The organism is Pseudomonas sp. ATCC 13867, assembly GCF_000349845.1.
Classification (GTDB): domain Bacteria; phylum Pseudomonadota; class Gammaproteobacteria; order Pseudomonadales; family Pseudomonadaceae; genus Pseudomonas.
Genome location: NC_020829.1, coordinates 4,904,031 through 4,928,431, shown reverse-complemented (window position 1 = coordinate 4,928,431; position 24,401 = coordinate 4,904,031). Strand labels below are relative to the sequence as shown.

Genomic DNA, 24,401 nt, shown 5'->3' with positions numbered 1-24,401 from the left:
CCGCAATACCCCAGGCCCCGCACATGCGGGGCCTGTCTATTTCGGGGGATGGCTGGCCGGCCGCATGGCTGAAGAGCCCGGGCGGCGCGGCTTTCATGCACCTGGGGCTATCCATAGGAGTTACTTGGTACTATAGTTCCATAATCATAAGAACAAGACCGGAGTGCCCTGCCATGCGTCTCGCTTGCTTGTCCCTGATTGCCGTCTCCGTTGCCCTGGCCGCTTGCGGCGAAGGGGAGAAAACCGCCGCTGTCAGCAGCGACTTCCAGAAGGACCTGCAGGCCCGCCTGATCAAGGCCAAGGCTGGCGATGTCATCGACATTCCCGCGGGCACCTACCACCTCGATCGCAGCCTGAGCCTGAAAGTGGACGGCGTGACCATTCGTGGCGCCGGCATGGACAAGACCATCCTGAGCTTCAAGAACCAGAAGGCCGGCGCCGAAGGGTTGTTCGTCGACGCCTCCGACTTCACCCTGGAAAACCTCGCCATCGAGGACACCAAGGGCGACGGCCTGAAGGTCATCGGCGGCAAGAACATCGTCATCCGCAACATCCGCACCGAGTGGACCAACGGCCCGTCCACCGAGAATGGCGGCTACGGCATCTACCCGGTGCAGACCGAGAACACCCTGCTCGAGGGCAACGTCGCCATCGGCGCCTCGGACTCGGGCATCTACGTCGGCCAGTCGCGCAACGTGGTGGTGCGCAACAACCGCGCCGAGCGTAACGTCGCCGGTATCGAGATCGAGAACACCATCGGCGCCGACGTCTACAACAACGTCGCCACCGACAACACCGGCGGCATCCTCGTCTTCAACATGCCCAACCTGCAGCAGCCAGGGCGCGGCACCCGGGTCTTCGACAACGACGTGCAGGGCAACAACCACGACAACTTCGGCCACAAGGGCACCCCGGTGGCCAGCGTGCCGGCGGGCTCGGGCGTGGTGGTGAACTCCAACGACGACGTGGAGATCTTCAACAACAAGATCGGCAACCACAAGACCGCCAACGTCATCATCAGCAGCTACTTCAGCACCAACTACTCGGACAAGGCGACCCAGCCGAACTTCGACCCCTATCCCGAAGGCATCTACATCCACGGCAACACCTTCGGCCCCGGCGGCGACAGCCCCGACCACCTGGAGCTGAAGGCGCTGAAGGTCGCCAAGTTCGGTCTCACCGGCCGCCTGCCGGACATCCTCTGGGACGGCTACTTCAACCAGAAGAAACTGGTCGACGGCAAGCTGCCCGAGGCGCTGTCGATCTGCATCGACAATGGCGAAGCCGGTATCGTCAACGTCGACGGCCCCAACGGCTACAAGAACATCAGCACCGACATGAGCGTGCATCAGTGCAAGCTCAAGCCGTTGCCGAAGATCGAGCAGGCTGGCCTGGGCGAGAAGGGCGGCAAGGCATGATCAGACACGCTTCGTTCCTGTTGTCGCTCGCCCTGGCCGTGGGATTGGCCGGGTGCGGGCAGGAGAGCAAGCCACGTTATCAGCCCGAGGGCGACGACTACCCGGAAAAGCTCAGCGGTTGGGGCATGCTGCACCTGGCGGACGGCCACTTGACGCCGGCGGCCGAGGTGCTGCCCTATGACCTGAACACCTCGCTGTTCACCGACTACGCGCACAAGCTGCGCACCGTATGGATGCCCGAAGGACAGTCGGCGCAATACGCCGAGGAGCGCTTCGACTACCCCGTCGGCAGCGTGCTGACCAAGACCTTCTATTACCCCAGGGACGCCCAGGGCAACCTGTTGCAGAACAGCCAGGACGACCGCGATCCCAAGGCTGGGTTGGACATGGCCAGGGTTCATCTGGTGGAAACCCGCGTGCTGGTGCGCCAGAAGGATGGCTGGGCGGCGCTGCCCTATGTCTGGGACAAGGACCAGCGCGAGGCGCACCTGGAATTGGCCGGCGACAGCCCGGTGCTGGAACTGAGCGCCGAGGACGGCAGGAAGACCGCCTTCACCTACATGGTCCCCGACGCCAACCAGTGCTCCGAATGCCACGCCGAACAGAAGGGCGGCGGCATCGCCCCGCTGGGGCCCAAGGCGCGGCATCTGAACAAGGACTTCGCCTACGCCGAAGGCAACGAAAACCAGCTGCAGCACTGGCAGGCGCGCGGCTTCCTCAAGGGCCTGCCGGCGCTGGCGCAGGTGCCGCAGAACGCGCTGTGGGGCCATCCGCGAGCCGGAGAGGACCTGGAGAAACAGGCGCGCAGCTATCTCGACGCCAACTGCTCGCACTGCCACAACCCGAAGGGGGCCGCCCGCACCTCCGGCCTCTATCTTGACCCGCACACGCCGGTGTCCATCGCCTACGGCCTGTGCAAACCGCCGGTGGCGGCGGGTGGCGGCACCGGCGGGCGGCTGGAGGACATCCATCCCGGCCGCCCGGACAAGTCAGTACTCAGCTACCGCGTCGGCAGCGACAGGCCGGGCGACATGATGCCCGAGCTGGGGCGCACCCTGGTGCACCGCGAGGGGCTGGAACTGCTCAACCGCTGGATCAGCGGACTGCCCGGCGGCTGCTGACCGGGAATGGCCCGGAGCCCGCCAGGGCTCTGGGCTGCGCGCTGCGACGAGCAAATGGCTGGGGCCGTGCTAGTTTTCATCAAGTCCCTTTCTCTCGCAGGTGCGCTTCAATGGAAGATACGAACATCATCAATGTGGGTACGGAGAAGATCAACGCGCTATGGGCAACGGTTTCGCAGTACGCCTTCGCCTTCGGCATGAAGATTCTCGCGGCCATCGCCTTCTGGGTTATCGGTCGCTGGCTGATCGGCCTGGCCGTGAGGATGGTGGAGAAGGCGCTCTCCAGGCAGAGCGTTGACCCCACGGTACTGCGCTACGTCGGTTCCTTCATCACGGTCACCCTGAACATCCTTCTGGTGATCGGCATCCTCGGCTATTTCGGCGTGCAGACCACCAGCATCGCCGCGCTCATCGCCGCCGCGGGCGTCGCCATCGGCATGGCCTGGTCCGGGTTGCTGGCGAACCTCGCGGCAGGCGGCTTCATCATCGTGCTGCGGCCGTTCAAGGTGGGCGACTTCATCACCGCTGGCGGCGTCACCGGCACGGTCAAGGAGATCGGCCTGTTCGTCACCGCCATCAATACCCCGGACAACGTGCTGAGCCTGGTGGGCAACAACAAGATCTTCGGTGACACCATCCAGAACTACAGCCAGAACGACTTCCGCCGCGTGGACCTCAAGGCCCAGTTGTCCGGCGCGGCGGACTACCAGGCGGCAACCGCGGTGCTCAAGCAGCGCATCGCGGCCATCCCCAACGTGCTGAGCGACCCGCCGGTGGATGTGGAAATCCTCGAGTTCAACCTGGTCGGCCCGGTGCTGGCGGTGCGCCCGTACTGCCATAACGACAATTACTGGCAGGTCTACTTCGACACCAATCGCACCATCAAGGACGCCCTGGGCACCGATTTCCCGGCGCCGATGCCGGCACAAACGGTGATCGTGCAGCAGACGCAGTAAGCGTTCGACCCAATCCCTTGCGCCGCCCTCATGGGGCGGTTTTTTTATGTCCGGTCCTTTCCCCTCCGTCTTGCTCAACGACATGGCTAATACGGACGCGGTATTCCCATACCGATCCTTCCGTTCGCTGAGATTTGCTTTTCACACCGGGCGGACAAATCACCCTCGAACACCATCCCTGTCTGACTGACCCGGGCAGCTTCGCGGTCGCAGGCTATGCACACCCGGTGATTGGCAATTTCGCCGATTCACCTCTCCCGTGTGAGGCACAGCCATGTTCCTTCTCTGGCATCGCGCAGCTTCCAGCGCTGGTTCGCATGCCGCGCGAGCGGGAGCCGGGAAGCACTCCTTCGGCTTCAGCCTGATCGAGGTGCTGGTGGCGGTGCTGCTGACTTGCGTCGGGCTGTTGGGGATGGTGGCCTTGCAGGGCCGGACGCTGCAATACGTCCAGGACTCGGCGCAGCGCAACACGGCGGCGGCGCTGGCGAACGACCTGGTGGAGATGATCCGCCTGCGCAGCGGCGGCAAGCCGGTTCCGGCGGGTTACCTCAAGGCGCCCGGTGCGGGTTTTCCGAGTGCGCCCGCCAACTGTGCGGATACGCCCGGCGCTGCCGATCGGCAACTGGCGTGCTGGTCCAGGCGGGCGAGCGCGTTGCTGCCGGGCGCCAGGGAGTTGCTGGTCGACGAGTTTCATATCTGCCGGTCGAGTGGGGAAAACCACTGCGCCGCAGAGGGGAGTGTTCTGGAGATCCAGGTGGCCTGGAAGGTCAGGCCGGGCGAGTGCCTGGACCCGCATGCCGCTGAAGCGGCGGAGACGGTCTGCCGTTACCGATTGCGTACCCAAATCTAGGAGTCGAGGCATGGATGGCCCGCACCATCAGGGTGGATTGTCCCTGGTTGAGTTGATGATCGCGCTCGTGTTGAGCAGCTTTCTGGTTCTGGGGATCACCCAGGTCTATCTGGACAATCGGCACAGCTATCTCTTTCAGCAGGGGCAGTTGCAGAACCAGGAGAACCGGCGCTTCGTCTCGATGTTCCTGCAACAGGAACTCGGCAAGGCCGGTTACAGGCGAAGCCCGGCGATACAGGATATGGACGCGGCATTCAGCGAGACGTCCGGCGGTATCGTCAAAGGCTGCAGTTTTCCCCCGGGGCGGGCCGTGCAATACGTGGACAGGTCGGCGATCTGCATTCGCTATCAGCCACGGGACAAGTGGGATCGCGACTGTCTGGGCAATCGGGCGCCCAATCTTGCGGAGCTTGCCGAACCCTATACCGGCACCCGCTTCGTCTTCGTCGAAAAGCTCTACCTGGGCAGCGCCGGTGACTTGCGCTGCGCCAGCGCCCAGGGGGATGAGGCGCTGGTGGACGGGCTGGTCGATCTGGTTTTCCAGGTGGCGGTCGCCAGTGCCGCGCAACCCAGGCAAGTGTCGAGCTATATCAGTAGCGCCCTCGAGGATGGGCAATCCGTGGTCGGGGTGGGTTACAGGGTTTTGCTGCGCAGTAGCGGCAAGGGCCTTCGGGATGCTGTCAGCAAGACAACGGCTGTCGCCGACTGGAAGTTGCTGACCGGGGTGGAGGCCACCGGAGTACCTGGCGATTCCGGCCAGTTGTACCTGGTCGGCCAGGGGACCGTCATGCTGAGGAACCTCATGCCATGAGGCGCGCGCGCTATCGGACTTCCCAGCGTGGAGCCTCGCTGTTCGTCGCGCTGATCCTCCTGCTGATCATGACGATGCTTGCCTTGTCCGGCGCCAGGAACGCCGTGATCGAGTCGCGTATCGCCGGCCGCTCCGTCGAGCAGCAGCGGTTGTTCAATGACGCCGAGGCCGGCCTTCGCATGGCCGAGGCACGGGTGGGCTTCTATTCCGCCGCGGCGCTCGCTGCGCTGGCCATGAGTTGCAGCCCGCAACTGTGCATGCCCTACCGCGATGCCGTACGCAGTGGCGGCTATATCGCTCCACGTTTCGGGCAGGGTGATGAGGTCGCCACGTACACGGCCCTTTCCAGCGGCTCGGGCTCTTCCGAGGGACGGCCGGTCAGATGGTACGTGGCGTTGATCGGAGGCGGGGGCGACTGCGTCAGTACGGATTGCACGGCTGGCGGCAAGGGCGGGACCTTCCTGTATGAGGTCAACAGCTGTGCCGGCAATTGCTCTGGCAATGGTAGCCAGAAGCTGCGTTCGGTTTACGCCAAACACCACGATGATTGAGCAGGGAGGCTGCCGATGGATCTTCATCGTAATGGGCTCATGCTGCTGGCCGGACTGCTGGGCCAGGGCGTCGCGGCGGCGTCCCCGACCGTGGAGACGATACCCGCCACGGGGACTGCGCCGGCCCAGACACCGCTGTTCGTGAGCCCGTCCATGCCGCCCCTGAACCTTCTGGTGGTCGGTCTGGATCAGTCGTTGTTTCTTCCGGCCTATCCCGATGCCGTCGATATCCAGGGCAATGGCGTCCCGGCGTTTCACTACGACCCGACAACCGCCCATGACGGCTATTTCGACTCCGGAAAGTGCTATCGATATGCGGCTGCTGAGCAGTTGTTCATGCCGGTCGCGTTCACTGGCGACAAGACGTGCAGGACCAGCTCCGGGCGCTGGAGCGGAGACTTCCTCAATTATCTGACCGCCTCGCGGATCGACACTCTGCGCGCGATTCTCTATGGCGGTTATCGCTCGACGGACACCGAAGAAGAAACGGTGCTGGAGCGTGCGTCGATTCCCCGGAACGCTCTTGCCTGGGGACGGGAATATGCCGGTACGGCGGATGCCGGATTCGATCTGGCGGACTACACCCCCTTCTCTGCGCCCGCTGGGATGAACCGCACGCTGTTCGCCAATACCCCTGCCCACCTGAGCGTTCTGCCCGACGTCGCCAACCTGCATGTCTGGGATTGGCTGAGGCCGAGTGACGGAGACGAGCGGGTAGAGGGCGTGACGCCGGTCGACGTTGTCGTGAGGGTTCGGGTGTGTGTGCCGGGATTGCTCGAAAGCAACTGCAAGCAATATCCGAACAAGCGCTACAAACCGACGGGGTTGTTGCAGGCGTATGGCGAAGATAACCAGATGTATTTTGGTCTGATGGCGGGCTCGGGTACCCGCGACCTGCGCGGCGGCGTGTTGCGCAAGGCCATCGGTTCGTTCGCGGATGAGGTTGACGCGGACACCGGGATCTTCGCCACGAAAGGGACGGATAGGCCGGCCATCATTGCCAGCCTGGACGGCTTGCCTGCCCAGCTATCGGCGCTTTGCGGCGCCACGAACGGCCTGGCCTGCAGGACCGGGGCAAATCCCCTGGGAGCCGTCATGTTCGATGCGCTGCGTTACTTCAGCGGCGCCGGGAGTCCCGCTTCCGTCGATCGTCCCGCGATGGAAGGCGAGGTTTCCAACTGGCGTGATCCCTACGCATCGGACTTCGCCTACCGTTGTTCGAAGCCCCTGCTCACTGTCGTCAGTGAGGCGAGCCCCAGTTACGACTCACAGTTGCCAGGCAGCCCTTTCGGCCCGTCCGGGCAGGCCAGTGGCACCTTGGCAAAGCTGGACGTTTCCGCGTTGGGCACAACCCTCTGGGATCACGAGCTGGGCAGCGGTGCAAAGCGGATCTCCATCGGGGAAGTCAGTGGCGGCGCCACGGATGCCGCGCCGACCGCCAAGCTGGCCAGCAGCTTCGGCAGCATTCGCGGGCTGCCTGAAGAGCCGGCGCGGGAAGGAACCTACAACGCCGCCGCCGTCGCCTATTACGGGAACCTGCAACCCATCACCACGACCGGCCTGTCGGTCAGGACATTCGCCGTTGCCCTCTCAACGCCCTCATCCAGCATTCGGATTCCCGTGGGCGACGGCACGGCAACCCTGATTCCCTTCGCCAGGGTCGTATCCCCGGACAAGCCCCCGGCGCCCGCGCAAATGAGCGCATTCTTCGTGCAGTCGATGCACAACATGCCGGGGCAGAAGGTGGCCGCGGAAGTAAATGGCGGGCGTCCGGAGATCGTGCTCCGTGTGGCGTTCGAGGGTGACGACGGCGATGCCAGCCTTCTGTACAGCGCCCGGGTGAATGCGGACAACACGCTGAGCGTCACGCTGAAGACCCTGCGCGCCGACAGGGGCACGGTATTGCACCTGGGGTACGCGATGGCCGGGACTACGCGGGATGGCCTCTATCTCGAGGTCACCAACGAAAGTGCCGGCACTCTGAGCGATCCGTTCGACACGCCGTCCGGGCGATGGGCGGGCGAGTGCCGGATGTCCGGCAGCACCTGCCCGCCGCTGGAGCCCACTAGTTCCGTCCGCACCTTCATCCCGACTGGGAACAACCCCGTCACCCCGTTGCATGACCCGCTCTGGTACGCCGCCAAGTGGGGTGGATTCGATGCGCAGCGGTCGCCGCTTCCGGTCGATGGCGACTGGGATTCGCACAAGCCAGGCACCCCGGACAGCTACTTCCAGGTGACCGATGCGGCTCATCTGAGGACTCAACTGTCCAGGGGGTTCAGCCCAATCCTGCAACGCCAGATGTCCATCGCCGCTCCCATCGCCCTGCAACAGGCGCTCGGAGGGGACGGTTTCGAGCTGTACACCACGCAGTTGGAAGTGGCGACCTGGGGCGGTGACCTGCTCAAGCGCGTGGCGCCCAGGGCTGGCAGCTCCGCCGCTGCACTGCTCGCATGGAAAGCCAGCGACCGACTGCCACGCTGGAGTGAGCGCCGTATCCTGATGGCCAATGCCAGTGGAACCGGTTTGCAGGATTTCACCTTCGAGAACCTGGCGGGACGCAGTTTCGCCGGGGTGGGGCTGCAGGACCATCTGGACGCCCCCCGCGTGAACTTCCTCAAGGGTGATACCCGTCATGAGGACCGCTATCGCAAGCGCACGACGCTGATTGGCGACATCGTCAACTCGGCCCCTGTGCTGGGGAGCAAGGCGCGCCTGCTGGCGGGCGTTGCCGAGGGCCTGGATGGCGGCAACGGAGAGTATCGGGCATTCGCTGCGGCGCAGGCGCGGCAGGACGACCAGGTCTACGTCGGGGCCAACGACGGCATGCTGCATGCTTTCAACGCCAGGTCCGGGGAGGAAACCTTTGCCTACATTCCTACGCCGGTCATCCCGCATCTCCACCTGCTGGCCGACCGCCGATACGCCAGCGAACCGGAGCGTCACCGCTATTACGTGGACGGCTCGCCGGCCGTCGCCGATGTGTATTTCAGCGGCGCATGGCACAGGGTGCTGATCGGTACGCTGGGGGCGGGAGGGCGTGGTGTCTTTGCGCTGGATATCAGCGATCCCGACGCCGCCTCGTTGCTGTGGGAGTTCACTGCGCAGGACGATCCCGAACTGGGCCATGTGCTTTCGGCCCCGGTAATCGCCCGTCTGCACAGCGGCCAATGGGCTGTCCTGCTGGGCAACGGCTATGGCGGGGACGACGGGAAGGCCAGCCTGTTCCTGCTCGATGTGGCCAATGGACGGCTGTTGACCAAGCTCACGACGGCGGAAGGTGGGGCCAATGGCCTTTCGGCGGTCAACGCCGCGGACGTGAATGGCGATGGCATCGCCGACTATGCCTATGCGGGCGACCTGCTGGGCAATCTGTGGCGCTTCGACCTGCTCGATTCGGCGGCCGTTGACGGGCCGACGGCGGCGGTGAGCACTTCCCGTTTCGTCGTCGCCTTCGGCAACCAGCCGCTCTATCACGCAACCGTCAGCGCATCGGACCCGACTGCCCAGGCGATCAGCGCCGCCCCGGCCTTCATGAGGCATCCGTCTGGGCAGGGGCTGATGGTCTACTTCGGCACCGGCCGCTATTTCACCGTCAGCGACAAGGCCTCCCGTACGCTGCAATCGATCTACGGCATCTGGGACCCGCAGGCCGCTGGCAAGACTGCCGAGATGACGCGACATCTCACCCGCGCCGATCTGCGCGTGCAGGCATTCGAGAGCGAGAGCCCGACGGGAACCCGCCAGGTGAGCCAGGGGACCATCGACTGGACGCGCGACTCCGGCTGGGTGCTGGACCTCGAGGTTGGCGACCGCCTGAGGGGCGAGCGGGTCATCGCGGCGCCCAGGGTGCGCGGGAACCTGCTTCAGGTCGTGACCGTGACGCCCAATGCCGATCCCTGTTCACCCGGCCTGGAGGGGCATGTCCTGGCGCTGGGCGCGAATGCGGGAGGGGCGACGCCGTTCCCGGTGTTCGACCTGAATGGCGATGGTGAGGTGGACGACCAGGACCGGGTGGACGGTACGGTTCCCAGCAGCGTTCCGCTTGCCGCGGGTGGTGTGACTTTCAGTGGCGATTCGCTGTTCGACGCCAGTGGCGCGCAGCACAGGCTCGCATTCGGCGAACTGAACGGTCGGCAGACCTGGACTGTGATGCCGGAGACCGGGCAATGAAAGGACCACGGGAGGCCGGCGTTACCCTCATCGAACTCATGATCGTGGTGGCTATCGCCGCCATTCTGGCGGCGGTCACCTACCCCGGTTATCGACAGTACATCCTGCGCGCCAATCGCACCGAGGGGCAGGCGCTGCTGCTCGACGCGGCGGCGCGGCAGGAGCGCTACTTCGCCCAGAACAGCCGCTACGTCGTGGCTACCGGCGAACTCGCCAGCTTGGGGTTGCCCCGCGCGGGCGCAAAGGGGGCGGCTTCTCCTGGCGGCTGGTACCTGCTTACCGTCGAGCCGGGGACGGAGGCGGACGGCGGCTATCGGCTCACCGCCACCCCGCAAGGCGCCCAGGCACAGGACCTGCATTGCGCTGCGCTGAGCCTGAATACCCTGGGAGAGCAACGCTCGACGGCGGGGGAAACCGCCGATTGCTGGCGCTGAAGCGGGCTCAGGTGGGGTTTCGGTCCACCCATTTGGGCGCCGCCGAGGGCGTCCAGGCTTGCAGGGCGTCGACCAGTTCGGCCGGCGTGCTGGCGCGCTGGAGCATCTCGCGGTGCTGCGGGCGTACGAAGCGCTCCTGCACCAGGTGATCGAGGAAGGTCAGCAGCGGCTCGTAGAAACCGTTCACCTCCAGCAGCCCCAGCGGTTTGCCGTGGTAGCCCAGTTGACCCCAGGTCCAGACCTCGAACAGCTCTTCCAGCGTGCCCAGGCCGCCGGGCAGGGCGATGAAGGCGTCGCTCAGTTCGGCCATGCGTGCCTTGCGCGCGTGCATGCCGTCCACCACTTCCAGGCGCGTCAGGCCCTTGTGGCCGATTTCCGCTTCTTTCAGGCTCTGCGGAATGATGCCGATGACCTCTCCGCCCGCCGCCAGCGCGGCGTCGGCCACCATGCCCATCAGGCCGACCGCGCCGCCGCCATAGACCAGGCGGATGCCACGTTCGGCCAGATGGCGGCCAAGGGCCTCGGCGGCTTCCTGATAGATCGGAGTGGCGCCGGGGCTGGCGCCGCAGAATACGCAGATGGAACGCAAGGCCATGAAAAACTCCCACACTTGTGAAGGTCGTCAGGGTAGCGGCAGATGCGAGAGCGACCAAGACTTGCGCGACGGAATTCAGCCGTGCTGACCGCCACCACCGGAGGCGGCCAGTGCGTAGCTGACGAGCAGGCTTTGTAACAGGGCGTGAAGTTTCACGGTGCGGATTCCTGTGATGCCGGGGTGTGGCGTCTATGCTAGGCGGGGTGCGCTGATCTGCCTCGTTGATGATATGGATGAGCCTGATAGATATTTAGAGGCTTGCGCCGAGGTCGACGACCTGTATGTCGTTGACCTGAATCAGGGGAACTCGACCGTTCATCGCTCGGTCTCCCCTTCAGGTTTCTCCGCCCAACCTGCCTAGGAGGCTTGTATGTTCCGTAAACTCGCTGCTGTATCCCTGCTCGGCCTGTTCAGTGCTCCGCTGCTGGCTGCCGAATGCTCCGTGGACATCCAGGGCAACGACCAGATGCAGTTCAGCACCAACGCCATCACTGTCGACAAGAGCTGCAAGACCTTCACCGTCAACCTGTCCCACCCCGGCAGCCTGCCGAAGAACGTGATGGGCCATAACTGGGTGCTGACCACCGCCGCCGACATGCAGGGCGTGGTGACCGACGGCATGGCCGCCGGCCTGGACAAGAACTACGTCAAGGATGGCGACACCCGCGTGATCGCCCACACCAAGATCATCGGCTCCGGCGAGAAGGACTCGGTGACCTTCGATGTGTCCAAACTCAAGGCCGGCGATGCGTACGCCTTCTTCTGCTCCTTCCCGGGGCACTCGGCCATGATGAAGGGCACCCTGACCCTCAAGTGATCCCTGCCTGGCTTTAGTACGAAGAGCCGACGATACGAAAAGCCCGACACATGGTCGGGCTTTTTATTTCATGCAACCGGGATAGGGTGTCTCTGGTCGAATCCGCAGCGGGAGACTCCATGTACCACGGTGAACGCTTCAACGCCTGGACCCACCTGATCGGCGCCGTGCTGGCGCTGGTGGGCGGTATCTGGCTGCTGGTTGCCACCAGCCTGCTCGGCGAGCCGCTGCGCATCGTCAGCGTGGCGGTGTATGGCACCACGCTGACCATGCTCTACAGCATCTCCACGCTTTACCACAGCGTGCGTGGGCGGGCGAAGGTGATCCTGCGCAAGCTCGACCACCTGTCCATCTACCTGCTGATCGCCGGCAGCTATACGCCGTTCTGCCTGGTGACGCTCAAGGGCGCCTGGGGCTGGACCCTCTTCGGCATCGTCTGGAGCATGGCGGTGATCGGCATGCTGCAGGAGATCAAGCCGCGCTCCGAGGCGCGGGTGCTGTCGATCATCATCTACGCGGTGATGGGTTGGATCGTGCTGATCGCCGTGGGCCCGTTGTACCGGGCGCTGGGCGGTGCCGGGTTTGCATGGCTGGTCGGCGGCGGCGCCTTCTACACCATCGGCATCATCTTCTTCGCCTATGACAGCCGCTTCCGCCACTGGCATGGCATCTGGCACCTGTTCGTGATCGCCGGCAGCCTGCTGCACTTCATCGCCATCTGGCGCTACGTCATTCCCCAGCATTGAGCCACAACGACGCGGGATTGCTCCCGCGTCGGCGCTTGCTTACGGCGCGGTCGGCAACGCGCGCTTGTGGCGGGTCTTCTCGAAGGTGCGGACGATGATGTCGAACGCCTCCTGGCTGACCTCCTGGCCGTGCAGGAAGGCGTCGATTTCCTGGTAGGTCACGCCGTGGGAGTGCTCGTCCGGCTTGCCGGGGGCGAGGTCCTCGAGGTCGGCGGTGGGCACTTTTTCCACCAGGCCTTCCGGCGCACCGAGGGTGCGGGCGATGCTGCGTACCTGGTTCTTCACCAGGCCGGTGAGCGGGGCGAGGTCGCAGGCGCCGTCGCCGAACTTGGTGAAGAAGCCCATCACCGCCTCGGCGGCATGGTCGGTGCCGACCACCAGGCCCTGGCGGGCGTTGGCGATGGTGTACTGGGCGACCATGCGGATGCGCGCCTTGGTGTTGCCCAGGGCGAAGTCGCGGGTGGCTGGGGCCAGGCCTTCCAGCGCCTGGGTTTCGGCAGCCAGCGCCTGCACCGACGGGCCGATGTTCACGGTGTGGCGCTCGTCCGGGGCGATGACGTCCACCGAGTCCTGGGCGTCCTGTTCGTCGCCCTGCACGTTGTAGGGCAGGCGCACGGCGAGGAAGCGGTAGTCCTGGTTGCCGGTCTCGGCGCGCAGGCCTTCCACCGCGCGCTGGCAGAGCATGCCGGCGGTGAGCGAGTCGACGCCGCCGCTGATGCCCAGCACCAGGGTCTTCATCCCCGAGCTCTTCAGGCAGTCCTGGATGAAGCGCACGCGGCGCTGGATTTCCGCCTGGACGTCGTCCGGGCCCTGGAACGGCGGCTGGACATTCAACTCGGTCGCGATGGCTTGCTGGGTGGCTTTCATGGATGTACCTCGATCCGGACAGTGACAGGCCAGCGCCTGTCGGAATGCAGGAAAAATACCAGTGACTGCGGCGCTGGGTCGATGGTCAATTGCGCCAATCAGGGCGCCTGCAGGCGGGCCTGGATCCATTCCACGAAGGCGCGCACCTTGGGGACCGCCGCCGCATGCTCGGGGTAAGCCAGATAATACCCGCTGCGGCTTTCCAGCCCGTGCTCCCAGGCAACCACCAGCTTGCCTTCGGCCAGCTCCTCTTCCACCAGGAAACGCGGCAGCAACGCCACGCCACAGCCGGCCTGGGCGGCGCGGATGCACATGTAGAAGGTGTCGAAGCGCGGGCCGTGGTAGCTGTGCTCGCTGCGCTTGCCCAGGCTCTGGAACCACTCGTGCCAGGCTTCCGGGCGGGTGGCGTTCTGCAGCAGAACCCGTTCGGCCAACTGGGTCGGATCGGCCAGCGGCTGCTCCGGGAGGAGGTCCGGCGAGCACACCGGCAGCATTTCCTCGCCGAACAGATGCAGGCATTCGGCGCCGGGCAGGGTGCCGGCGCCGAAGAAGAACGCGATGTCGCAGCGCGATTGCAGCAGGTCGCTCGGCTCCAGCTCCTGGCGCAGGTCCAGGTGGATGTTCGGGTGCAGATGGCGCCAGCCATTGAGCCGCGGGATCAGCCAGCGCGCGCCGAAGGTGGGCGGCGTGGCCACGCGCAGGACTTCGGTTTCCCCGCCGTAGGAGAGCAGGTAGTGAGTGGAAATCTCCACCTGGGTAAGGATCTTGCGCACCTCCAGCAGGTACAGCTCGCCCGCCGGGGTCAGTTGCAGGCGACGCCGCACGCGGCGGAACAGCAGGTGCTGCAGCATTTCCTCCAGCTGCGCCACCTGTTTGCTGACCGCGCTCTGGGTCAGATTCAGCTCTTCCGAGGCGCGGGTGAAGCTCAGGTGCCGGGCTACCGCTTCGAAGCATTGCAGGGCGGTCATGGAGGGCAGATGGCGTTTGCTCAGCATGTTGGTAGTTCATGAATTTACGGAATGATGTGCATAGGAAACGTCGTTTGTTGTGCCTCGGCAAGCCGTTTATTACTGCTGGCATTCCAGATGGTTCTGAACCCCACAGGAGTCCGCATGATTTCCGCACTGCTCGAATCCCTCGGCGTCGACGCCCGCCTGGCTACCGCTGGCGACCAGGTCATCCACTCTCCCATCGACGGCAGCCGCCTGGGCGCGGTGCGCCTGGAAAGTGCCGCCGAGGTGGAGCAGAAGATTGGCCGCGCCGCCCATGCTTTCGACGCCTGGCGCAAGGTGCCGGCGCCGCGTCGCGGCGAGCTGGTGCGGCTGTTCGGCGAGGAGCTGCGGGCGAGCAAGGCGGCCCTTGGCGAACTGGTGTCCTGGGAGGCCGGCAAGATCACCCAGGAAGGCCTGGGCGAGGTGCAGGAGATGATCGACATCTGCGACTTCGCCGTCGGCCTGTCGCGCCAGCTCTATGGCCTGACCATCGCCTCCGAGCGCCCCGGCCACCACATGCGCGAAACCTGGCACCCGCTGGGCGTGGTCGGGGTGATCAGCGCCTTCAACTTCCCGGTCGCGGTGTGGTCGTGGAACACCGCGCTGGCGCTGGTCTGCGGCAACTCGGTGGTGTGGAAACCCTCGGAGAAAACCCCGCTCACCGCGCTGGCCTGCCAGGCGCTGTTCGAGCGTGCGCTGAGCAAGTTCGGCGACGCACCGGCGCATCTCAGCCAGGTGGTGATCGGCGATCGCAGCGCCGGCGAGGCGCTGGTGGACGACGCGCGCGTCGCCCTGGTCAGCGCCACCGGCAGCACCCGCATGGGCCGCGAAGTCGGCCCGCGCGTGGCGGCGCGCTTCGGCCGCAGCATCCTCGAGCTGGGCGGCAACAACGCGATGATCCTGGCGCCCAGCGCCGATCTGGACATGGCCGTGCGCGCCATCCTGTTCAGCGCCGTCGGCACCGCCGGGCAGCGCTGCACCACCCTGCGCCGGCTGATCGCCCACAGGTCGGTGAAGGACGAGATCGTCAGCCGGCTGAAGGCCGCCTACGCCAGGGTGCGCATCGGTCATCCGCTGGAAGGCAACCTGGTCGGCCCATTGATCGACGAGCGCAGCTTCCTGGCCATGCAGGGCGCGCTGGAGCAGGCGCGCGGCGAGGGCGGCGTGGTGTTCGGCGGCGCGCGGCAACTGGCCGACAAATTCCCCGAGGCCTATTACGTGTCGCCGGCCATCGCCGAGATGCCGGAGCAGAGCGACGTGGTGCGCCACGAGACTTTCGCGCCGATCCTCTACGTGGTGCCCTACGAGACGTTCGACGAGGCGGTGGCGCTGAACAACGCCGTGCCCCAGGGCCTGTCGTCCTGCATCTTCACCACCGACCTGCGCGAGGCCGAGGCCTTCCTCTCGGCGGTGGGCAGTGATTGCGGCATCGCCAACGTCAACATCGGTCCGAGCGGCGCGGAGATCGGCGGCGCCTTCGGGGGTGAGAAGGAAACCGGCGGCGGCCGCGAGTCCGGCTCCGATGCCTGGAAGGGCTACATGCGCCGGCAGACCAACACCGTGAACTACTCGCGGGAACTGCCGCTGGCCCAGGGCATAGTCTTCGACTGAGGTTGCTCTTCGTAGGAGCGAGCTTGCTCGCGAACGGAGTCCGGTGGGGCTTCAGCGTTATGCGGTTCGCGAGCAGGCTCGCTCCTACAGGAAGCCCCCGGCTCGCAATGGGGGCTTGCAGTACAGAGTCATTCACAAAGGTTCGCGTAGAAGGATCGCTGGATGTCGCTTCGCCAAGAGTGCCTGTGGGAATACCTGACCCCCGAACGCCCGGAAGCTCCGATGTTGCGCGGGGATCGCAAGGTCGACGTGTGTGTCGTCGGCGCGGGCTTCACCGGCCTGTCCGCTGCGTTGCATCTGCTGGAGCGGGACCAGAAGGTCTGCGTGCTGGAGGCCCATACCACCGGGTACGGTGGCTCCGGGCGCAACGTCGGGCTGGTCAACGCCGGCCTGTGGATTCCCCCGGACGAGATCGAGGCAGGCATGGGTGTGGAGATCGGGCAGCGGGTCAACCGCATGCTCGGCAATGCCCCTTCGCTGGTGTTCTCGCTGATCGACAAGTATGCCATCGATTGCCAGGCGCGCCGCGAAGGCACGTTGCACATGGCGCACAACGCCCGTGGCCTGGCCGACCTGCGCAGCCGCTGCGAGCAATGGGGCCGTCGCGGCGCCCCCGTCGAACTGCTGACCGGCGCCGAGTGCGAGCAGGCCTGCGGCACCGACAAGATCGCCGGTGCGCTGCTCGACCGCCGCGCCGGTACCCTCAACCCGATGGCCTACGTCAGCGGCCTGGCCCGCGCGGTGGTCGGCCTGGGCGGCGAGCTGTACCACCACTCCCCGGTGGTCGGGCTGGTACGCGTCGGTAACGCCTGGAACGTGATCACCCAGGGTGGCGTGGTGACCGCCGGGCAGGTGGTGATCGCCTCCAGCGCCTACACCGAAGGCGAGTGGACTCAGCTGCGGCGCACCTTTTTCCCCGGTTACTACTACCAGGTCGCCTCACGCCCGCTGGAGGGCGCCGAGGCTGCGCGCATCCTGCCGGGTGGGCAGGGCTCCTGGGACACCCGCCAGGTGCTCAGCAGCATCCGCCGCGATGCCGACGGTCGCCTGTTGCTCGGCAGCCTCGGCAAGGGCACCGGCAAGCCGGCGTGGTTCCTCAAGAGCTGGGCGGACCGCATCCAGCAGCACTACTTCCCGAAGCTGGGCAAGGTGGACTGGGAGTTCACCTGGACCGGCTGCATCGACTTCACCCCCGACCACCTCATGCGCCTGTTCGAGCCGGCGCCGGGGCTGGTCGCCATGAGCGGCTACAACGGTCGTGGCGTCACCACCGGCACGGTGGTGGGCAAGGCCTTCGCCGACTTCCTGCTGGGCGGCGACGCCAGCGTGCTGCCGATGCCGCTGCGGCCGATGGAGGAGATTTCGGCCGCTGGCCTGCGTAGTTGCCTGTACGAAACGGGGTTCTCGCTCTACCACGCCGGGCAGTGCCTGCGGGTGGTGATCTGAGCCAGGCGAGGCGTGGGCGGGGCCCTCCCGCCGCGTCTGCCCCGACGCTCGCTGCACTTTGGTCTAGCCTCTTATGGTGCGTTACCCCTGCGGGTCTGCACCGTGGATGTGCAGTTCGGTGACAGCGATGGTTACGGATGGGGTTGCGCCTGTGGTGGCTGGTTGTGTCAGCTCACGGGAAGGAGGGTTGCGCCTTTTCGATTTCACGGTTGCACCTTCTGTTTTCGATGGGTTGCACATGTCTAGCGCTGATGCCTGCCAGCTCTGGCTGTTTTTGCTGTAGGACTTGGTTAATAACAAAAACGAATGGCACGCGGCTTGCTGTCGATAAATCGCTGAATCAAGAAAATCGCCAACACTCGTTCGTACGCCATTACAAAAACCCTCAGGAGCAAAACTCCATGTCGCAGAAGATTTTCAGAAAAGGCTTTCTGGCCCTGGCGGTAACTACCGCGCTGGGCGTGTCTTCCTTTGTCGAGGCTGATGTCGTTATCGGGGTCGCGGGACCGCATACCGGGGCGAACGCCTCGTTCGGCGAACAGTACTGGCGGGGGGCCAATGCGGCCGCCGACGTGATCAACGCCGCCGGCGGCGTGAACGGGGAGAAGATCAAGCTGGTGAAGGCGGACGATGCCTGCGAGCCCAAGCAGGCCGTGTCGGTCGCCAACCGCCTGGTCGACCAGGACAAGGCCATCGCCGTGGTCGGCCACTTCTGTTCGTCCAACACTATCCCCGCCTCCGAGGTGTACGACGAGGCCGGCATCATCTCCATCACCCCCGGCTCGACCAACCCGAAAGTCACCGAGCGCGGCATGACCGGCATCTTCCGCATGTGCGGTCGTGACGACCAGCAGGGCGTCGTCGCCGGCAACTACATCGTCAACGTGCTGAAGGCCAAGAAGGTCGCGGTGATCCACGACAAGGACACCTACGGCCAGGGCCTGGCCGATGCGACCAAGGCGCAACTGAACAAGCTGGGCGTCAAGGAAGTCCTCTACGAGGGCCTGACCCGTGGCGAGAAGGACTTCAACGCCCTGGTCACCAAGATCCGTGCCTCGGGCGCGGAAGTGGTGTTCTTCGGCGGCCTGCACCCCGAAGCCGGTCCACTGGTACGGCAGATGCGCGAGCAGGGCCTGAACACCGTGTTCTTCTCCGACGACGGCATCGTCACCGACGAACTGGTCACCACCGCCGGCGGCCCGCAGTACACCAAGGACGTGCTGATGACCTTCGGCGCCGACCCGCGCCTGATCCCGGACGGCAAGGCCGTGGTGGACAAGTTCCGCGCCGACGGCTTCGAGCCCGAAGGCTACACCCTGTACGCCTATGCCTCGCTGCAGGCGCTCGCCGCGGCCTTCAACGGCGCCGGCAAGAACGATCCGCAGGCCGCCGCCAAGTGGCTGCACAGCAACCCCGTGCAGACCGTGATGGGCAAGAAGGAGTTCGACGAGAAGGGCGACCTGAAGGTCTCCGACTATGTCGTCTACCAGTGGGACGACAAGGGCAAGTACCACCAGTTGGAAAAACAGCAGTAAGCGTTCGCGATCTGTGACCGGTCCCGTCGCGCGCCGCCCGCTTCATCCGGCCTGGGCGGCGGGGCTGGCGCAGGTTGCGTGCTCCGCGCCCGACCTGCCGGCAGCGCCACGAGCGCTGCCGGCATCCCCGCAGGTCGGCGCTTGCCCGGCGACGGTCACGAGCCGTTCAGCCCGCTTGCCGCCCGCCTTTCCTGCCCTGTCTGTGTGAGTACTCAATCGTGGACGGTATCTTTCTCCAGCAAATGATCAACGGGCTGACCCTGGGGTCGGTCTACGGCCTGATCGCCATCGGCTATACGATGGTCTACGGCATCATCGGCATGATCAACTTCGCCCACGGCGAGGTGTACATGATCTCCGCCTACCTCTCGGCGGTCGCCCTGGCGCTGCTGGCCTTCTTCGGCCTGCAGTCCTTCCCGCTGCTGATCCTCGGCACCCTGGTCTTCACCATCTTCGTCACCGGTGTCTACGGCTGGGTGATCGAGCGCATCGCCTACAAGCCGCTGCGCAACTCCACGCGCCTGGCGCCGCTGATCTCCGCCATCGGCATGTCGCTGATCCTGCAGAACTACGTGCAACTGGCCCAGGGCCCGCGCCAGCAAGGCGTGCCGACCCTGCTCGACGGTGCCTTCAAGTTCCACATCGGCGAAGGCTTCGTGCAACTGACCTACACCAAGGTGTTCATCCTCATCGCTGCCTTCATCGGCATGGCGGCACTCACCTACGTGATCCAGTACACCAAGCTCGGGCGCATGTGCCGCGCCACCCAGCAGGACCGCAAGATGGCCTCGATCCTGGGGATCAACACCGACCGGGTGATCTCCTACGTGTTCGTCATCGGCGCCGCGATGGCCGCGCTGGCCGGCGTGCTGATCACCATGAACTACGGCACCTTCGACTTCTATGCCGGCTTCATCATCGGCATCAAGGCGTTCACCGCCGCAGTGCTCGGCGGCATCGGTTCGCTGCCCGGCGCGATGCTCGGCGGGCTGATCCTCGGGGTCGCCGAGGCGCAGTTCTCCGGGATGATCAACACCGACTTCAAGGATGTGTTCGCCTTCGGCCTGCTGGTGACCATCCTGATCTTCCGACCGCAAGGGCTCCTGGGGCGTCCCCAGGTATCGAAGGTGTGAGCATGATGGCCGTTTCCCAGACCACCGCCGCGCCGAAGACCGCGCGCATCGATATCAAGAAGAGCGTCGTCGATACCGTGCTCGCCGGCCTGATCGCCCTGGTGGTGTTCGGCCCCATCGTCGGCGTGGTGCTCGATGGCTACAGCTTCAACCTCGAACCGGTTCGCCTGGCCTGGATGGTCGGCGCGGTAATGCTCGGCCGGCTGCTGCTCAGCCTGTTCATGCAGACGCCGGCCGGCCTGCGCATCATGGATCGCTTCGAATCCTCCGATTCGGGCATCACGGTGCTGCAGCCGGGCTACAAGACGCGCCTGCGCTGGATCGTCCCGTTGCTGATCGTCGCGGCGGTGATCTTTCCGTTCTTCGCCAGCAAGTACCTGCTCACGGTGATCATCCTCGGGCTGATCTACGTGCTGCTGGGCCTGGGCCTGAACATCGTGGTCGGCCTCGCCGGCCTGCTCGACCTCGGCTACGTGGCCTTCTACGCCATCGGCGCCTATGGCCTGGCGCTGGGCTACCAGTACCTGGGCCTGGGTTTCTGGACTGTGCTGCCGCTGGCGGCCGTCACCGCCGCGCTGGCGGGAGCGCTCCTGGGCTTCCCGGTGCTGAGGATGCACGGCGACTACCTGGCCATCGTGACGCTCGGTTTCGGCGAGATCATCCGCCTCGTCCTCAACAACTGGCTGTCCTTCACGGGCGGCCCGAACGGCATGTCGGTGCCGTCGCCGACCTTCTTCGGCCTGGAGTTCGGTCGCCGGGCGAAGGAGGGCGGCACGCCGATCCATGAGTTCCTCGGCATCGATTACAACCAGAACCTCAAGTTCATCTTCATCTACGCGGTGCTGTTCCTGGTGGTGCTGCTGGTGTTGTACATCAAGCACCGGCTGACCCGCATGCCGGTGGGCCGCGCCTGGGAAGCGCTGCGCGAGGATGAGATCGCCTGCCGCGCGATGGGCCTGAACCACGTGCTGGTGAAACTCTCGGCGTTCATGCTCGGCGCCTCCACCGCGGGCCTCGCCGGGGTGTTCTTCGCCAGCTACCAGGGCTTCGTCAACCCGTCGTCCTTCACCTTCTTCGAGTCGGCGCTGATCCTCGCCATCGTGGTGCTCGGTGGCATGGGCTCCACCGTGGGCGTGGTGATCGCCGCCTTCGTCCTCACCGTGGCGCCGGAACTGCTGCGCAGCTTCGCCGACTACCGGGTGCTGCTGTTCGGCATCCTCATGGTGCTGATGATGATCTGGCGCCCGCGCGGGCTGATCCGCATCAGCCGCACCGGTTTTGCCGTCCGCAAGGGGGTGGCGCCATGAGCGGTGACAAGATCCTCAGCGTCGAGCACCTGATGATGCATTTTGGCGGCATCAAGGCGCTCAACGACGTCAACCTCGACGTGGAGCGTGGCTCCATCACCGCGCTGATCGGCCCCAACGGCGCCGGCAAGACCACGGTGTTCAACTGCCTCACCGGTTTCTACAAGGCCACCGGCGGCAACATCCTGCTCAACACCCAGGGCGGCACCACCGACGTCATCAAGGTGCTCGGCCAGCCGTTCCAGGGCAGTGATTTCGTCAACCCGGCGCGGCTCGGCAACCGCGTCTTCTACAAGATGTTCGGCGGCACGCACCTGGTAAACCGCGCCGGTTTGGCGCGGACCTTCCAGAACATACGGCTGTTCCGCGAGATGTCGGTGGTGGAGAACCTGCTGGTGGCCCAGCACATGTTCGTCAACCGCAACCTCATCGCCGGCGTGCTCAACACCCCCGGCTACCGTCGTGCGGAAAGCGAAGCGCTGGACCACGCCTTCTACTGGCTGGAAGTGGTGGACCTGGTGGACTGCGCCAACCGCCTGGCCGGCGAGATGTCCTACGGGCAGCAGCGTCGCCTGGAGATCGCCCGCGCCATGTGCACCCGGCCCGAGCTGATCTGCCTGGACGAACCCGCCGCCGGCCTCAACCCCGCCGAGACCCAGGCGCTGGCGCGCATCGTCCGTTACCTGCGCGACCACCACGGCATCACCGTCCTGCTGATCGAACACGACATGGGCATGGTGATGAACATCTCCGACCACATCATCGTGCTCGACCACGGCGTGGTCATCGCCCGTGGCGCGCCGGACGAGATCCGCCACAACGAGAAAGTGATCGCCGCCTATCTCGGCGCAGACGAAGAGGAGTTGGCATGACGGCGCCGATGTTGGAATTCCGTGAGGTCGATGTGTTCTACGGGCCGATCCAGGCGCTGAAGAAAGTCTCGCTGACCGTCAACGAAGGGGAAACCGTGGCGCTGATCGGCGCCAACGGCGCGGGCAAGTCGACGCTGCTGATGTCGATCTTCGGCCAGCCGCGCGCGGCGTCCGGCTCGATCTTCTACAAGGGCCAGGACATCCGCCAGAAATCCGCGCACTACGTGGCCTCCAACGGCATCGCGCAGTCGCCGGAAGGGCGCCGGGTGTTCCCCGACATGACCGTGGAGGAGAACCTGCTGATGGGCACCATCCCCATCGGCATGGAGCACGCCCAGGAAGACATGCAGCGCATGTTCGACCTCTTCCCGCGCCTGAAGGAGCGGCGCAACCAGCGTGCCATGACCATGTCCGGCGGCGAGCAGCAGATGCTCGCCATCGCCCGCGCGCTGATGAGCCGGCCCAAGCTGCTGCTGCTCGACGAACCCTCGCTGGGCCTGGCGCCCATCGTGGTCAAGCAGATCTTCCAGACCCTGCGCGAGCTGGCGAAGAGCGGAATGACGCTGTTCCTCGTGGAGCAGAACGCCAACCATGCGCTGAAGCTGTCCGACCGTGGCTACGTGATGGTCAACGGCGAGATCCGCCTGAGCGGCACCGGCGCCGAGCTGCTGGGTAACCAGGAGGTTCGCAACGCGTATCTGGGGGGGCACTGAAGTCCATTGCTCTTCGTAGGAGCGAGCTTGCTCGCGAACGGCTCCGCAGCAGGGCTGGTTCGCGAGCAAGCTCGCTCCTACAGGGGCGTTCACCGCAATCCCCTGGAGGGGCCTTCATGCAAGACCTCCGCTTCCTCACCAACGCCGACGTCGCCGAACGCCTGGGTTATCCGCCGCTGATCGAGGCCCTGCGCATCGGCCTCGCCGGAGCCTGCGAAGCCCCGGTGCGCGGCTGCCATGCGCTACCCGACAACGCCTCGCTGCTGACCATGCCGGTCTGGCGGCCGGGACAGGACATCGGCGTCAAGCTGGTCACCGTGTTCCCCGGCAACGGCGCGAAGAACCTGCCGGCGGTGGCCGCGCTGTTCTGCCTGTTCGACGGCGCGACGGGCCTTCCGCTGGCGATGCTCGAAGCTTCCGAACTGACCGCCCGGCGCACCGCCTGCACGTCGGCGCTGGCCGCCGACTACCTGGTGCGCCGCGATGCGCGGCGGCTGCTGGTGGTCGGCAGCGGCACCCTGGCGCCGCACATGGTCCGCGCCCATTGCTCGGTGCGCGAGTACGAAGACATCGCCATCTGGGGCCGCCACGAGGACAGGGCTCACGCACTGGTGAAACGCCTGCAGGACGAAGGCTACCCGGCGCATGCCTGTGCCGACCTGCGCGGCGCCGTGGCGGCGGCGGATTGCATCAGCTGCGTGACCACTTCCCGCGAGCCCATCGTGCACGGCGAATGGCTACGCTCGGGCTGCCATCTCGATCTGGTCGGCGCCTTCCTGCCGAGCATGCGCGAGACGGACAACGAGGTCGTGCGTCGGGCGCGCATCGTGGTCGATACCCGCGAAGGGGCATTGGAGGAGGCAGGCGACCTGCTGATCCCGATGGGCGAGGGAGTGATCGACGAGAGCGCCATCCACAGCCAGCTCGCGGACCTGTTGCAAGGTCGCGGTACGCGCAAGGACGACAGCGAGATCACCCTGTTCAAGTCGGTGGGTCATGCGCTGGAAGACCTGATCGCGGCGCGCCTTCTCGTGCCGTGAGGTTGTCCAGAAAATCTGTGGACCGGCCTGTGGATAAGGTTTGGACGAGTCCGTGCAAGCCCCGTGGTCAGGGGCTTTGTCGAGGGCGACTGATTTCTGTTCGATTGCCCTGGAGCCCTGTATGGATGGACAGTTACAGCATTCCGGAAAAGTTCCCGGAGGCGCCCGGTTGTCCACGCCAGTCGTTGAAAGAGCTGTGGATAACCTTGGGAAGAGCTTCCCTGGCGCAGGACTGGCGCGGCTTGCGGCTAGGCGTTCGAAATTCGTCCAGCGAAAATGCGCCGCCGCGCTTGCCCACAAAATCCGTGGAGCAGCCTGTGGACAAGGTGGGTGCAACTGCGAACGGCCCCGCAGCGACGGGGCTTTCGGCCAGCTGTGCGGGTTTTATCCAGCGCCGCTGTAGCGCAACGGGT

Annotated in this window: 21 protein-coding genes; 18 read left to right on the top strand and 3 right to left on the bottom strand. The window is 65.4% G+C overall.

Features of this window, described 5'->3' with window-relative positions:
• Positions 1 to 173 precede the first annotated feature (173 nt).
• From H681_RS22150 to H681_RS22115, 8 genes are all read left to right on the top strand, one after another.
• Complete coding sequence (locus H681_RS22150; RefSeq protein WP_015479129.1) at positions 174 to 1,418, top strand: parallel beta-helix domain-containing protein; 1,245 nt, start codon at positions 174 to 176, stop codon at positions 1,416 to 1,418.
• Positions 1,415 to 2,539 (top strand): SO2930 family diheme c-type cytochrome, encoded by a 1,125-nt coding sequence (locus H681_RS22145; protein WP_015479128.1) that lies wholly within the window; start codon positions 1,415 to 1,417, stop codon positions 2,537 to 2,539. Before H681_RS22150 ends, H681_RS22145 begins: the two co-directional genes overlap by 4 nt.
• 110 nt (positions 2,540 to 2,649) lie before the next feature.
• Positions 2,650 to 3,495, top strand: coding sequence for a mechanosensitive ion channel family protein (locus tag H681_RS22140; protein ID WP_015479127.1), 846 nt, complete (start codon positions 2,650 to 2,652; stop codon positions 3,493 to 3,495).
• A gap of 274 nt (positions 3,496 to 3,769) precedes the next feature.
• A complete protein-coding gene (gene pilV / locus H681_RS22135) occupies positions 3,770 to 4,345 on the top strand; it encodes a type IV pilus modification protein PilV (RefSeq protein ID WP_015479126.1) in 576 nt (191 codons plus the stop codon).
• A 10-nt stretch (positions 4,346 to 4,355) separates the two neighbouring features.
• Complete coding sequence (locus H681_RS22130; RefSeq protein WP_015479125.1) at positions 4,356 to 5,156, top strand: PilW family protein; 801 nt, start codon at positions 4,356 to 4,358, stop codon at positions 5,154 to 5,156.
• Positions 5,153 to 5,707, top strand: coding sequence for a pilus assembly PilX family protein (locus H681_RS25555; RefSeq protein WP_015479124.1), 555 nt, complete (start codon positions 5,153 to 5,155; stop codon positions 5,705 to 5,707). Before H681_RS22130 ends, H681_RS25555 begins: the two co-directional genes overlap by 4 nt.
• Positions 5,708 to 5,722: 15 nt before the next feature.
• Positions 5,723 to 9,880 carry a pilus assembly protein gene (locus tag H681_RS22120; protein ID WP_015479123.1) on the top strand — a complete coding sequence of 1,386 codons (4,158 nt, stop codon included), beginning with the start codon at positions 5,723 to 5,725 and terminating at the stop codon, positions 9,878 to 9,880.
• The gene (locus tag H681_RS22115) at positions 9,877 to 10,314 is read left to right on the top strand and encodes a type IV pilin protein (protein ID WP_015479122.1); all 438 of its coding nucleotides are present in this window, start codon (positions 9,877 to 9,879) and stop codon (positions 10,312 to 10,314) included. The genes H681_RS22120 and H681_RS22115 overlap by 4 nt, the downstream gene beginning before the upstream one ends.
• A gap of 7 nt (positions 10,315 to 10,321) precedes the next feature.
• On the opposite strand, the gene H681_RS22110 is transcribed toward H681_RS22115, so the two are convergent.
• Positions 10,322 to 10,909: a TIGR00730 family Rossman fold protein gene (locus tag H681_RS22110; protein WP_015479121.1), complete on the bottom strand. Its 588-nt coding sequence runs from the start codon at positions 10,907 to 10,909 to the stop codon at positions 10,322 to 10,324.
• A gap of 370 nt (positions 10,910 to 11,279) precedes the next feature.
• Here H681_RS22110 and azu point away from each other — a divergent pair, with 370 nt between their 5' ends.
• Together azu and trhA are read left to right on the top strand one after the other, a co-directional pair.
• On the top strand, positions 11,280 to 11,726 hold the full coding sequence (azu, locus tag H681_RS22105; RefSeq protein WP_015479120.1) for an azurin: 447 nt from the start codon (positions 11,280 to 11,282) through the stop codon (positions 11,724 to 11,726).
• Positions 11,727 to 11,845: 119 nt separating this feature from the next.
• The gene (gene trhA / locus H681_RS22100; RefSeq protein WP_015479119.1) at positions 11,846 to 12,472 is read left to right on the top strand and encodes a PAQR family membrane homeostasis protein TrhA; all 627 of its coding nucleotides are present in this window, start codon (positions 11,846 to 11,848) and stop codon (positions 12,470 to 12,472) included.
• A 39-nt stretch (positions 12,473 to 12,511) separates the two neighbouring features.
• Here trhA and nadE read toward each other — a convergent pair whose 3' ends face one another.
• Both nadE and H681_RS22090 read right to left on the bottom strand, forming a co-directional pair.
• The gene (nadE, locus tag H681_RS22095) at positions 12,512 to 13,339 is read right to left on the bottom strand and encodes an ammonia-dependent NAD(+) synthetase (protein WP_015479118.1); all 828 of its coding nucleotides are present in this window, start codon (positions 13,337 to 13,339) and stop codon (positions 12,512 to 12,514) included.
• 98 nt (positions 13,340 to 13,437) lie between these two features.
• Positions 13,438 to 14,334, bottom strand: a complete 897-nt coding sequence (locus H681_RS22090) for a LysR family transcriptional regulator (protein ID WP_015479117.1) — start codon at positions 14,332 to 14,334, stop codon at positions 13,438 to 13,440.
• Positions 14,335 to 14,451: 117 nt separating this feature from the next.
• Between H681_RS22090 and amaB the strand changes: the two genes are divergently transcribed.
• From amaB to H681_RS22050, 8 genes are all read left to right on the top strand, one after another.
• On the top strand, positions 14,452 to 15,942 hold the full coding sequence (gene amaB, locus H681_RS22085; RefSeq protein ID WP_015479116.1) for an L-piperidine-6-carboxylate dehydrogenase: 1,491 nt from the start codon (positions 14,452 to 14,454) through the stop codon (positions 15,940 to 15,942).
• A gap of 162 nt (positions 15,943 to 16,104) precedes the next feature.
• The gene (amaA, locus tag H681_RS22080) at positions 16,105 to 17,388 is read left to right on the top strand and encodes an L-pipecolate oxidase (protein ID WP_015479115.1); all 1,284 of its coding nucleotides are present in this window, start codon (positions 16,105 to 16,107) and stop codon (positions 17,386 to 17,388) included.
• A 401-nt stretch (positions 17,389 to 17,789) separates the two neighbouring features.
• Entirely contained in the window at positions 17,790 to 18,923 is a 1,134-nt protein-coding gene (locus tag H681_RS22075; RefSeq protein ID WP_015479114.1) for a branched-chain amino acid ABC transporter substrate-binding protein, read from the top strand.
• Positions 18,924 to 19,141: 218 nt separating this feature from the next.
• Positions 19,142 to 20,056 (top strand): ABC transporter permease subunit, encoded by a 915-nt coding sequence (locus H681_RS22070; RefSeq protein WP_015479113.1) that lies wholly within the window; start codon positions 19,142 to 19,144, stop codon positions 20,054 to 20,056.
• 5 nt (positions 20,057 to 20,061) lie between these two features.
• Entirely contained in the window at positions 20,062 to 21,363 is a 1,302-nt protein-coding gene (gene livM / locus H681_RS22065) for a high-affinity branched-chain amino acid ABC transporter permease LivM (protein WP_015479112.1), read from the top strand.
• A complete protein-coding gene (locus H681_RS22060) occupies positions 21,360 to 22,235 on the top strand; it encodes an ABC transporter ATP-binding protein (protein WP_015479111.1) in 876 nt (291 codons plus the stop codon). The genes livM and H681_RS22060 overlap by 4 nt, the downstream gene beginning before the upstream one ends.
• Positions 22,232 to 22,948: an ABC transporter ATP-binding protein gene (locus tag H681_RS22055; protein ID WP_015479110.1), complete on the top strand. Its 717-nt coding sequence runs from the start codon at positions 22,232 to 22,234 to the stop codon at positions 22,946 to 22,948. The genes H681_RS22060 and H681_RS22055 overlap by 4 nt, the downstream gene beginning before the upstream one ends.
• A gap of 116 nt (positions 22,949 to 23,064) precedes the next feature.
• The gene (locus tag H681_RS22050; protein ID WP_015479109.1) at positions 23,065 to 23,988 is read left to right on the top strand and encodes an ornithine cyclodeaminase family protein; all 924 of its coding nucleotides are present in this window, start codon (positions 23,065 to 23,067) and stop codon (positions 23,986 to 23,988) included.
• Positions 23,989 to 24,401: the final 413 nt, after the last annotated feature.